The 12,497-nt window shown below is 43.0% G+C and carries 12 protein-coding genes and 1 tRNA gene; 8 read left to right on the plus strand and 5 right to left on the minus strand.

Annotated features, from left to right (window positions below; genetic code table 11):
- Positions 1-143 precede the first annotated feature (143 nt).
- The gene (gene radA, locus QZ106_RS01150; protein ID WP_295973193.1) at positions 144-1,517 is read right to left on the minus strand and encodes a DNA repair protein RadA; all 1,374 of its coding nucleotides are present in this window, start codon (positions 1,515-1,517) and stop codon (positions 144-146) included.
- A 9-nt stretch (positions 1,518-1,526) separates the two neighbouring features.
- On the minus strand, positions 1,527-2,600 hold the full coding sequence (locus tag QZ106_RS01155) for a CYTH domain-containing protein (RefSeq protein ID WP_295973195.1): 1,074 nt from the start codon (positions 2,598-2,600) through the stop codon (positions 1,527-1,529).
- A 162-nt stretch (positions 2,601-2,762) separates the two neighbouring features.
- Between QZ106_RS01155 and QZ106_RS01160 the strand changes: the two genes are divergently transcribed.
- The 7 genes from QZ106_RS01160 (at position 2,763) to QZ106_RS01190 (ending at position 9,333) form a co-directional block, all read left to right on the plus strand.
- Positions 2,763-3,443, plus strand: coding sequence for a TIGR00153 family protein (locus QZ106_RS01160; protein ID WP_295973197.1), 681 nt, complete (start codon positions 2,763-2,765; stop codon positions 3,441-3,443).
- Between the two features lie 24 nt (positions 3,444-3,467).
- Entirely contained in the window at positions 3,468-4,733 is a 1,266-nt protein-coding gene (locus QZ106_RS01165; RefSeq protein ID WP_290521527.1) for an inorganic phosphate transporter, read from the plus strand.
- Positions 4,734-4,874: 141 nt separating this feature from the next.
- On the plus strand, positions 4,875-5,486 hold the full coding sequence (locus QZ106_RS01170) for a TIGR04211 family SH3 domain-containing protein (RefSeq protein ID WP_021615152.1): 612 nt from the start codon (positions 4,875-4,877) through the stop codon (positions 5,484-5,486).
- Positions 5,486-6,778: a multifunctional CCA addition/repair protein gene (locus QZ106_RS01175; protein ID WP_295973203.1), complete on the plus strand. Its 1,293-nt coding sequence runs from the start codon at positions 5,486-5,488 to the stop codon at positions 6,776-6,778. The genes QZ106_RS01170 and QZ106_RS01175 overlap by 1 nt, the downstream gene beginning before the upstream one ends.
- Before the next feature lie 6 nt (positions 6,779-6,784).
- A complete protein-coding gene (lolB, locus tag QZ106_RS01180) occupies positions 6,785-7,411 on the plus strand; it encodes a lipoprotein insertase outer membrane protein LolB (RefSeq protein WP_295973205.1) in 627 nt (208 codons plus the stop codon).
- Between the two features lie 3 nt (positions 7,412-7,414).
- Entirely contained in the window at positions 7,415-8,341 is a 927-nt protein-coding gene (gene ispE / locus QZ106_RS01185) for a 4-(cytidine 5'-diphospho)-2-C-methyl-D-erythritol kinase (RefSeq protein WP_295973208.1), read from the plus strand.
- Between the two features lie 41 nt (positions 8,342-8,382).
- On the plus strand, positions 8,383-9,333 hold the full coding sequence (locus QZ106_RS01190; RefSeq protein ID WP_021615156.1) for a ribose-phosphate pyrophosphokinase: 951 nt from the start codon (positions 8,383-8,385) through the stop codon (positions 9,331-9,333).
- 277 nt (positions 9,334-9,610) lie between these two features.
- Here QZ106_RS01190 and trxA read toward each other — a convergent pair whose 3' ends face one another.
- From trxA to QZ106_RS01205, 3 genes are all read right to left on the minus strand, one after another.
- The gene (gene trxA / locus QZ106_RS01195) at positions 9,611-9,934 is read right to left on the minus strand and encodes a thioredoxin (RefSeq protein WP_021615158.1); all 324 of its coding nucleotides are present in this window, start codon (positions 9,932-9,934) and stop codon (positions 9,611-9,613) included.
- 120 nt (positions 9,935-10,054) lie between these two features.
- Positions 10,055-11,050, minus strand: a complete 996-nt coding sequence (locus tag QZ106_RS01200) for a 2-hydroxyacid dehydrogenase (protein ID WP_033002311.1) — start codon at positions 11,048-11,050, stop codon at positions 10,055-10,057.
- Between the two features lie 19 nt (positions 11,051-11,069).
- Positions 11,070-12,179, minus strand: a complete 1,110-nt coding sequence (locus tag QZ106_RS01205; protein WP_295973217.1) for a methionine biosynthesis PLP-dependent protein — start codon at positions 12,177-12,179, stop codon at positions 11,070-11,072.
- Positions 12,180-12,420: 241 nt separating this feature from the next.
- Here QZ106_RS01205 and QZ106_RS01210 point away from each other — a divergent pair.
- Positions 12,421-12,496, plus strand: a tRNA-Gly gene (locus tag QZ106_RS01210).
- The last annotated feature ends 1 nt before the right edge of the window (position 12,497 follow it).

Here is a 12,497-nt window from a genome sequence, read left to right on the forward strand (position 1 = left end):
ATGCCCGAAAAAGTTAAATAACGTTCCGTGCGTAATTTGGTCGTGCATCAAGATGCACGCTACGAACTGAAAATTTGCAGGAAAGCGTGCCAAAACAAAATAGGACAGGTAATACCTGTCCTATTACACATCCCAAAACGCCCCTAGAAATTATCCAGCACTGCAATCGCATCGTCCAACTTCTTCACCGTAAAAACAGCCATATTTTCCACCGCACTTTTCGGTTTATTGGCAAAAGGCACAATAGCACGTTTAAAACCGTGTTTCGCCGCTTCGCTGATACGTTCTTGTCCGCTTGGCACCGGGCGAATTTCACCGGCTAATCCCACTTCGCCGAACACCACCAAATCCGGTGGCAACGGGCGATTGCGGAAGCTAGAAATGAGGGCTAAGAGCAAGGCTAAGTCGGCGCCGGTTTCCGTGACTTTGACTCCACCGACGACATTGACGAAAACATCCTGATCGCCCATTTGTAGGCCACCATGGCGATGTAGCACGGCAAGCAATAAGGCAAGGCGATTTTGTTCTAGTCCCACTGCAACACGGCGCGGATTAGCAAGCATGGAATGATCCACCAAGGCTTGAATTTCCACCAACAACGGTCGAGTACCTTCCCACAGCACCATAACCGAACTGCCTGAAGTCTGCTCATCACCACGACTTAAAAAAATCGCTGATGGATTTTTTACCTCTCTCAGCCCTTGCTCCGTCATGGCAAACACGCCTAATTCATTCACGGCGCCGAAGCGATTTTTGTGGCTGCGCAACGTACGATAGCGTGAATCAGTTTCGCCTTCTAGTAATAAAGAACAGTCAATAACATGCTCCAACACTTTCGGCCCTGCCAAAGTGCCATCTTTCGTCACATGACCCACCATCACGATCGCGACCTGACGGGTTTTCGCATAACGGGTTAAAAAAGAAGCGCATTCACGCACTTGCGCCACGCTACCGGGCGAGGATTGAATATCGGCTAAGTGCATAACTTGAATGGAGTCGATAACAATAATCTGTGGCTTTAACTGATCCGCCAAATGACAAATTTGTTCCACAGAGGTTTCCGACAGCATGTGGAGTTTTTCCGGCGGCAACCCGAGGCGTTTAGCGCGCATTGCTACTTGTTGCAAAGACTCCTCACCGGTCACATAAAGTGCGGTCATTTTTTGCGACAAATCACACATCACCTGTAACAGCAACGTACTTTTCCCTGCGCCCGGATGGCCACCAATCAAAATCGCACTGCCCGGCACAACACCACCGCCCAATACGCGATCCAATTCCTTAAACCCGCTACTAAAACGCGGCGTTTCTTGCAGGCTAATTTGATCTAAGGTTTGGATTTTGGCACGGGTTTCACCGGCATAACCGGAAAAACGATCCGCTTTATTATTTGGCGTAGAAACCAACCGCACTTCGGAAATGGTGTTCCATGCTTTACAGGCGGAACACTGCCCTTGCCAACGAGAATACTCTGCACCGCAATCATTGCACACATACGCCGTTTTTGCTTTTGCCATGATCGCCCCTTATTCTTCGCCAAGCGTTAATGTCATCAGATGAAGCATACGCTGTGCATACTGTGGCGTTTGGATAAGATCGAACAATTTATTCATTGCTAACGCGTTGTCTTTCGTTTCGCTATGCAAGCGAATAATTTCACGAATTTGCGCCAAGAATTGGGCGTTGGCCTCGGTCAATACCGTCAGCACATTTTCCAACGCATAGTGATGATTTGCTGCGACCTGTTCGTTGAGCGCCGTTTCTAAGAGATTTTTGTTATCGTCATAATAATGTGTCAAATTAAAAAAGGCGCCGACACGCTCAACGGTTTTAATAAAATCGGTCGCAAAAAAATCCACACCCAACGCCAACGTTTCTTCGAGTAAATCTTGTTCGTAACGCAAAAGTGCGGTCAGTTTTTCCGATGTTTTTTTGGCGTATTTTTCCGTATGCAAAAAGCCACGCCAGCGTTCAATCCAATCTGATGATTTCGGTGCTGTACCCTGCGCCAGTTGATACCCCCGTTTGGCTTTGCTCACAGAATAAAAATGCACGTTGCCTTGATAATGGTTTAGAAAATCCGCCACAAAGGCAAAAAAAGATACTAATCCACCTTCTTTAATTTCAAATTCAATTTCACTAATGGACTGCTGTTTTTCACCGGCAATCACCTTGCCTACATCCACCGCCACTTCAATTTGGCTCGTCGGCGTGGCTTGAATTAACCACATATGACGCTCAAAATCCGTGCTAAAAATCGGGTTTAGTGGCGCTGTTATTTCTAGCGATAATTCATAGTGTTCCGTTAATGCCGCCAAATTGGGTTCCGCATTTGGCAAGGCCACATTATATTCAGGGCGAACGTGCAAACCGCCTGACACCTTGCCATCGGTTTTTAGCGTTAACGTATAATCATCGCCTTTTTGTCGAACACGCAGCCCCATATTATGGCGGGTAAAATATCCGTCAGCCGTATCATAATAGGTGTTCGCCAAGAAGGCTTTTTGATGCGCAATCACGTTAAATTGTGCCAAAATCGAGGCGAATTGTTCAATCTGAATATTTTCTACCGCCAGTTTTAATTCAATTTCATCCTGCATACGCTTTCCTTTAAATTCCTTCATTTTTCTGTTTTATTCGTATTTTCTCTCTGCATTATCCGATAAAAGCCTGATTTTTTCGATTAAAATCGTGAATTTTTCATTGACATCATGTAATATGCGCGCTGAATTATTAACCTTATCTCCTAAGGAGTTCCTTTTATGGCGATGAATAATATCCTTGGATTATTTGCTCACTCCCCTTTAAAACCTCTCCAAAAACATTCCAGCAAAGTTACCGAATGCTGTGAATTATTAATTCCTTTCTTTGAAGCTATCTTTAAAGAAAACTGGAGCGGTGCAGAGCAACTTCGTCTTGATATCTCCGCACATGAGCGCCAAGCCGATGTGTTAAAACGTGAAATTCGATTAAAATTGCCACGCGGTTTATTCATGCCGATTGAACGCACCGATTTGTTAGAACTCGTTACCCAGCAAGATAAATTAGCCAATTATGCCAAGGATATTGCAGGTCGCATGGTAGGGCGTCAATTCGGTATTCCGCAAGAAATGCAGGAAGAGTTTATGAGCTATGTTAAACGCAGCTTAGATGCCACAGAACAAGCGCATAAAGTGATTGAAGAAATGGATCAATTATTGGAAACCGGCTTTAAAGGACGTGAATTAAATTTTGTTAATCAAATGATTAACGAACTTGATACCATTGAAGACGATACGGATCAAATGCAAATTAAATTAAGAAAAATGTTGTTTGAAATCGAAGGGCGTTATAACCCTATTGATGTCATGTTCTTATATAAAATTATCGAATGGGTCGGTGTATTGGCCGATCAAGCACAACGTGTCGGTTCACGTATTGAACTTATGCTGGCTCGCTCCTAATTTTCATTAATTTAGGTATTCTTCATGGAATTACTCTCTCAATACGGTTCACTATTAATTATTATTACAGCCGTTTTCGGCTTTTTCATGGCCTTTGGTGTCGGTGCCAACGATGTTTCAAACGCAATGGGAACATCCGTTGGCTCAGGTACCATCACCCCTAAACAAGCGATTATTATTGCCATGATTTTTGAAGCGGCCGGTGCCTATTTAGCCGGCGGCGAAGTTACCGAAACCATTAAAAGCGGTATCATTGACACCACTCAATTCATCAACCAACCTGAAGTCTTAGTTTTCGGCATGATGGCCGCCCTCTTTGCCTCCGGTGCTTGGTTATTAATTGCCTCCAAAATGGGCTGGCCTGTCTCCACCACACACTCTATTGTGGGCGCTATTGTGGGTTTTTCTTGCGTGACAGTAGGGTTTCAGTCGGTGGATTGGAGCAATATTAAAAATATTGTCGGCAGTTGGTTCATTACACCGGTCATTGCCGGTCTCCTTGCGTATGCCATTTTTTATAGTACGCAAAAACTGATTTTTGATACAGAAAGTCCACTTCGAAACGCGCAAAAATACGGCCCTTATTACATGGGCATCACCATTTTCATTTTGTGTATCGTCACCTTAACCAAAGGGTTAAAACACGTTGGCTTAAACTTAAGCAATACAGAAAATATTCTGCTTTCATTCGGCATCAGTCTGATCAGTATTGTTTACAGCCATTTCTATTTTCGTAGCAGTAAATTCAAATTCAAAATGCTAGAAGGCGGCGCTTTCGGTGGTGTAGAAAAAGTTTTCAGCATGTTAATGCTGATGACCGCTTGTGCGATGGCCTTTGCACATGGTTCAAATGATGTTGCGAATGCTATCGGCCCACTTTCTGCCGTTGTTGCCATTATCGAAAGCGATGGACAGATTATCAATAACGCTCCACTGGCATGGTGGATTCTCCCTCTTGGCGCCTCCGGCATTATGGTCGGTCTGATTGTTATGGGATACAAAGTGATGGCGACTATCGGTACCGGCATTACGGACTTGACCCCAAGCCGTGGTTTTGCTGCGCAATTTGCCACAGCGATGACTGTGGTTCTCGCCTCTGGTACCGGTTTGCCGATTTCTACCACGCAAACGCTTGTTGGTGCGGTATTAGGGATTGGATTTGCACGAGGGATTGCCGCCATTAATTTAACGGTTATTCGTAATATTTTTGTTTCTTGGATTGTTACGCTGCCGGCAGGTGCATTATTTGCCATTATTATTTACTATCTGCTACAAGCCATTTTCCATTAATATCGGCTTAAGTGCGGTCTAATTTGGCAGCGGATTGTTGACGGCATAGTTAACCGGTTGTGTCATCTCAGCATTAGTGGGACAATCGGTTTGATCCGGAATCAGGCTTTTCATTATTTTATACAATAGAAGGGGTTCAATATGAAAAAAGTCATGCATTATTTGCTTGTACCGTTTTTTTTAAGTGTTGGAATTTCTGCCGCTTATGCGGAAACACAATATGTCACAGAAAATCTTTCTACTTTTTTACGTAAAGGTGCCGGAGAACAATTTAAAATTGCAGGCTCAATTCAAGCCGGTGAAGCCGTCACAGTGCTTGATAAAAAAGATCGCTATACACTGATTCGTGACAGCAAAAATCGTGAAGCGTGGATTCTTAGTAGTGAACTCAGCCCGAATGCCAGCAGCAAGTTGGAAAACCCAAAACTCAAAAGCCAGATTCAAGAATTAAGCTTAAAACTCAATCGATTAGATGACGCTTGGCAACAACGTACGGCAGAAATGCAACGTCGAACCAAACAAGCGGAACAACAAAGCAGCGAATTACTAGAACAAAATTCGCAACTCAAACGCGAATTAGAAATCACAAAAAATAAAAACCGTGATTTAGAAGCCATGTTGGATGCCGGCAAACGCGAAATTGCTATTCAATGGTTTATTTACGGCGGTTCCGTATTGGGTGTCGGCTTATTAATCGGTTTAATCCTACCATTAATCATGCCAAAACGCCGTCGTCGTGATGGTTGGGCATAATGGTTAAGACGCCATTTTACGTTTATTTGGTTGGTGGCGCAGTGCGTGACCAACTGCTTAACCTGCCGGTAAAAGACCGTGACTGGGTGATTGTGGGGGCGACGCCGCAAGCCTTGCTCGATCTCGGTTATCAACAAGTCGGCAAAGACTTTCCTGTCTTTCTCCATCCGCAAAGTAAAGAAGAATATGCGCTCGCACGCACTGAGCGTAAATCAGGTCAAGGTTATACGGGCTTTATTTGTGACTTTTCCGCCGATATTACCCTTGAACAAGATTTAATTCGCCGCGATCTCACCATTAACGCCATAGCGCAAGATTTACAAGGCAATTTATACGATCCTTACCACGGTGCCGATGATTTACAACAGCGTATTTTGCGCCACGTTTCCCCGGCGTTTGTGGAAGATCCCTTGCGCGTATTACGCGTTGCTCGCTTTGCCGCACGCTATCATCATTTGGGATTTACCATTGCGCCGGAAACTTTGCAATTAATGCAAACACTCACGCTGCAAGGCGAATTGCAACATCTCACCGCCGAGCGGGTTTGGGCAGAAACGGAAAAAGCGCTAAACGAAAAAAATCCTGAAATTTATTTTGAAACTTTACGTCAGGTCGGCGCCCTTGCCGTCTTATTTCCCGAATTAGACGCCTTATATGGTGTGCCAAACCCTGCCAAATATCATCCTGAAATTGACAGTTTTGTGCATACCATGATGGTATTACAACAAGCCACCTTGCTTTCCGAACAGGTAGATTGTCATAAAAGTGCGGTGCGTTTTGCCGCCATTTGTCATGATTTAGGCAAAGCAAAAACACCAAAATCCAATTGGCCACATCATCATGGCCATGAAAAACTGGGTATTACGCCTACGCGAAATTTGTGCAAACGTCTCAAAGTCCCCTCCTATTATCAACAACTAGCCGAGCTAACTTGTGAATACCACACGCATATTCACAAAATCTTTGAGCTACGCCCGGAAACGGTGGTGAAACTGTTTAATACCTTTGATGTGTGGCGTAAACCATTACGTTTTATGGAATTTCTCTTAGTGTGTTTTGCCGATACCTGCGGCAGAAAGGGCTTTGAACATAGCCAATACCCACAACAAGAATTTGCGTTGGCTTTATATCAAGCGGCCTTAAAAGTTGATGTTCAATCTATTATTGCTGCCGGTTTTGAACATAAAGCCATTCGCGATCAGCTGAATCGCGGTCGTATTTTCGCCGTAAAACAAAAACGTGCGGAAATCTTACCACACTTTTCTCCCCCAACGATCACTCAGGAAAAATAACGACTTATGAAAACACTAACCTCTTATTTGTGGATGCTATTTATCGGTTTACTCTTAACCGGTTGTGTCGTCACCGATGAACAACGCCCAACAGATGTCAAACATATCGACAGCACCGATCCGACTTGGCAACAACATTTGCAACAAATTAAACGAATTGAAGGCTATCAAGCCTTAGGGCAGCTTGGCTATATCAGCAAAAAAGAACGGTTTTCTACTCGTTTTGACTGGCAATACCATAACCCCCAAAATTATACGCTGAAATTGTATTCGACCCTCAGTAGCGAAACGTTGCAAATTCAAATGCACGCCCAAGGCATGACCATTTCTGATAACAAAGGACGTCAACGTTCTGCGGCAGATGCCAAAATGTTGTTACGGGAAATTATTGGTATGGACTTCCCATTGGATCAATTTGCTTTTTGGTTAAAAGGTCAACCGAAAGGCAGTGATGACTACCATGTGGGTGAAAATCATCTACTCGCCTCGTTCACGCATTTCTTTGACGGTAAAACGTGGACGGCGGATTATTTGTCTTATCAATCCAGCTCTCAACCACCAATGCCGGAAAATATCTTGCTGAAAACTGACGGACAAACGCTGAAAATCCGTGTTGATGAATGGAAATTCTAAGGCATGAAAACATATCAATTTTCCACCGCACTTTTATCTCATCCGTCATTGGAAAGCGCACAACCGTTGCGCTTTCCTTGCCCGGCTAAATTAAATCTTTTCTTATACATCAATGGCAAACGCCCCGATGGCTACCACGAATTACAAACATTATTTCAATTTTTAGACTTTGGTGATTGGCTATCAATTAAAGTGAGAAATGATGGCAAAATTAATTTAGTCTCATCCATTCCTGATTTAAACGTAGAAGATAACTTAATTTATCGTGCCGCAACCTTGCTTCAACGCCATACTAATACGTCACTTGGTGCCGATCTGGAATTGGATAAAATTTTGCCGATTGGTGGTGGTGTCGGCGGTGGTTCATCCAATGCAGCAACCACTTTAGTAGCATTAAATGATTTATGGAAAACAGGTTTAACGACTGAAGAATTAGCCCAATTGGGCTTAAGCTTAGGAGCGGATGTGCCGATCTTTGTGCATGGCAAGGCCGCATTTGCCGAGGGCGTCGGTGAACAAATCACTTATTGTGAAGTACCGGAAAAATGGTATGTCGTGCTCAAACCGAATGTCTCCATTTCCACAGCCGTTATATTTTCAGATCCCGATTTACCACGCCAAACACCAAAGAAACCGTTGTCACAATTACTCCAAGAAGAATACGCAAACGATTGCGAAAAAGTTGTTCGTGATCATTATTCTGAGGTTGAAGAATTGCTTAACTGGTTGGTAAAATATGCACCGGCCAGACTCACCGGAACCGGCGCTTGTGTTTTTGCAGAATTTGATGATGAAAAATCTGCACAATGGGTTCTTGAGGCAAAGCCCCAAAATTGCTTTGGCTTTGTTGCAAAAGGATTAAACCTTTCTCCATTACATGCCATGTTACAACGCACAAATGTTGAAAATTTGCCCGACTCAAGCCACTAATACTTACTTAATAAATCTATAACTCCCGAGGTTAAACGAATATGCCTGATATTAAACTCTTCGCCGGTAATGCAACACCGGAACTCGCCAAACGTATTTCAATATGCTTAAAAACCAAATTAAGCGATGCAACCGTTGGCCGTTTTAGTGACGGTGAAGTGCAAGTGCAAATTAATGAAAATGTTCGTGGTAGCGATGTATTCATTATTCAATCCACCTGTGCACCCACCAATGACAACTTAATGGAATTGTTAGTAATGGTTGATGCACTGCGTCGCGCTTCTGCAGGCCGTATTACCGCTGTGGTGCCTTATTTCGGCTATGCCCGCCAAGATCGCCGTGTTCGTTCTGCGCGTGTGCCAATTACCGCAAAAGTGGTGGCAGATTTCTTATCCGGTGTCGGCGTTGACCGTGTATTAACCTGTGATTTACACGCAGAACAAATCCAAGGATTCTTTGATGTACCGGTGGATAACGTATTCGGCTCTCCGGTGTTAATTGAAGATATTTTAAAGAAAACCGATTTAGTAAATCCAATCGTGGTCTCTCCGGACATTGGCGGTGTTGTGCGTGCCCGTGCTGTGGCCAAACTATTAAACGATACGGATATGGCAATTATCGATAAACGTCGCCCACGTGCTAACGTTTCTCAAGTCATGCATATTATCGGGGATGTGGCTGATCGCGACTGTATCTTAGTAGATGACATGATCGATACCGGCGGTACTTTATGCAAAGCCGCGGAAGCATTAAAAGAACGTGGCGCAAAACGTGTATTTGCTTATGCGACTCATGCGGTTTTCTCCGGTTCCGCAGCAAAAAATCTTGCCAGTGATGCCCTTGATGAAATCGTTGTGACCGATACCATTCCTCTTACCGATGAAATTATCGCATTAGGAAAAGTGCGTGCCTTAACGCTTTCAAAAATGCTTGCCGAAGCGATTCGCCGTATCAGTAATGAAGAATCTATTTCAGCGATGTTTGATGAATAAGGCATAAATAAACGCTAATACATTCAAATCTTCTTTATTGCGCCCAAGTTAATGTAATGCATTAGGTTGGGCGTTTTTCTTAGATGAACCCAACGATCTTTGATGAGTAAAACGGCAGGATAAGTTTCTGGAAGTGATATCAGAGAATTGAGGGTTTCTGCATTCAATTAAAGGACTGATACCCTCCTTTAGAAAACATTTTAAGATAGATTAATCTGACAGCAACAAATCTTAGAAGTCGCTGCCAGATTCAATATTATCCTCGCATCAAAATGCGTTAGATATTTTGATTGATGAATGCGGCTAATTGATTTTTAGGCAATGCACCTACTTGGCTTGCTACCGGTTTGCCGTCTTTGAACAATAATAATGTCGGGATGCTACGAACACCGAATTGTGCCGGTGTAGCTTGATTGTCGTCGATATTGATTTTCACAATCTTTACTTTACCGGCAAACTCAACTGCCAACTCATCTAAAACTGGGGCAATCATTTTGCACGGACCACACCATGGTGCCCAAAAATCTAACAATACCGGCACGTCGGAATTGACCACATCGGCTACGAAAGTTGCATCGCTGGAATGTAATACTTCACTCATTTTTCTGTCCTTATTTCTTTTAATGAATCATGCCATTTGATCTGGCATTGCTTGTTTAAGTGTCTGCGCATAATAGCATAGCGTAGAGCCATTCGCACAAATTAGTTTAATTGCTGAAAACTAAGATGGTAGCACCTTGTTATCACAAGGCTTACCGCTCCCCACCGCATAAATATTCGATAAGGTCACATCGGCAATACTGGTTAACGCTTCTTCTGTTAAAAAGGCTTGATGCCCAGTGAGTAAGACATTGTGACAAGATGATAAGCGGCGGAAAACATCATCTAAAATGACTTCATTAGATTTGTCTTCAAAGAATAAATCTCTTTCGTTTTCATACACATCCATTCCTAAAGAACCGATTTTACGTTGTTTTAACGCATCAATCGCAGCTTGCGTATCAATTAAAGTGCCACGACTGGTGTTAATAATCATGACGCCATCTTTCATTTTGGCAAACGCATCACGATTTAATAAATGGTAGTTTTCCGGTGTAGCAGGGCAGTGCAACGTAATGATATGTGAACGATGATAAATTTCATCTAACGTCACATATTCTGCTCCAAGCTCTTCTGCTGCCTTATTTTTAAACGGATCATACGCCAAAATATGCATACCGAACCCTTTTAGAATGCGCATAACAGCCACACCAATCTTACCGGTGCCAATCACCCCAACAGTTCGGCCATGCATATTAAAACCTATCAACCCTTCCAAAGAAAAGTTCGCTTCACGAGTGCGTTGATAAGCGCGGTGAATACGGCGATTTAACGTCAGCATTAACCCAACCGTATGTTCCGCAACAGCTTCCGGTGAGTAGGCCGGTACACGAACCACGGTTAAGCCTAGCTCTTGTGCCGCTTTTAAATCCACATTATTAAAGCCGGCACAACGTAATGCAATAATTTTTACGCCAAGTGCGGCCAGTTTTTCCAATACTTTTCGGCTTCCGTCATCATTGACAAAAATGCATACGGCATCACAATGTTCCGCCATTTTTGCTGTTCGCTCGCTAAGCATAAAATCAAAAAACTCTAGCACCAGCCCATACTTAGCATTAATTAATTCTAAATACTTTCGGTCATAACTTTTTGTACTGTACACCGCAACTTTCATTTTGCCCTCCCTGAATGACTTATTTAAGTTGTGCAAACGCCTGCATTAAATCCGCTTTAATATCCTCAATGTTTTCTAATCCTACTGAAAAACGCAATAGATTATTTGTAATACCGCGAGCAACACGCTCCGCTTCAGGAATATCCATGTGCGTTTGTGTTGCCGGATAGGTAATAAAACTTTCCGTGCCGCCAAGGCTTTCAGCAAAGGTAATCAATTTAATGGCTTTTAAGAAAGTATTTACCCAATTTTCATCCTGTAAACGGAAAGAGAGCATCCCGCCCTTATTTGGGTATAACACATCTTTAACTTGTGGCTGTTGGCGTAAAAATTCGGCAACCGCTTTCGCATTTTCTTCATGACGTTGCATACGTAAAGCTAAAGTTTTCATGCCTCGAATGGTTAACCAAGAATCAAATGGTGACAGCACCGGACCGGAACCATTTTGAATGTAAAATAGACGATCACATAATTCCTGCCCTTTCGCCACAATTAAACCAACCAATACATCATTATGACCGGCAATATATTTCGTACCACTGTGGATAACAATGTCTGCACCATGCTCCATTGGACGGAACAACACCGGTGTTAAGAACGTATTATCCACAATAAGTAATAAATTGTGTTTTTTCGCCACCTTCGCAATCGCATCCACATCACATTCTTCCATTAACGGATTAGAAGGGGTTTCAATAAAAATGGCTTTGGTATTTGGCGTAATCGCCGCCTCAATCTCACTGACAGACGCGGTATTCACATAGACCGGTTTCACACCGTGCGTATTTTTATAGCAAAAATCCAATAATCGATAGGTGCCACCATATACATCGCTGGATACAATCCATTCATCCGGTGAGGTAAAGAGAGACATTAGTAATTGAATTGCCGCCATACCGGAAGAACAAGCAAATCCGCGATCACCTTTTTCTAATTTAGCAATAGTTTCTTCTAGTACACTGCGGGTCGGGTTTTTCGTTCTTGTGTAATCAAATCCGGTACTTTCACCGATGCCATGATGCCCATAAGCCGTAGAAAGGAAAATTGGTGTGGAAACTGCACCGGTCCGCGCATCTGTACGGTTACCGGCTTGAGCCAATAAGGTATCAATCTCATATTCTTGCGTCATAAATCCTCCGATAAAATAACAAAATTTTATACCGCACTTTTGATAAAAATCGTGCATGCATTTTGGCACAAAGCACAATGTGATTAAAGGAGATTTTTATAACGGTTTCATCAAATAAATGAAAAATTTACTATTGAAATTTTAAAATTTGCATTTTTTTTCAACAAACACATTTATTTTTCTAAATTGTTTATTGACAGTGAGACATAAGTCAGTAAAATGCACGCCACTAACAGCGAATGCGGGAATAGCTCAGTTGGTAGAGCACGACCTTGCCAAGGTCGGGGTCGCGAGTTCGAGCCTCGTTTCCCGCTCCAA

It is taken from the genome of uncultured Aggregatibacter sp. (genome assembly GCF_901873365.1).
Classification (GTDB): domain Bacteria; phylum Pseudomonadota; class Gammaproteobacteria; order Enterobacterales; family Pasteurellaceae; genus Aggregatibacter.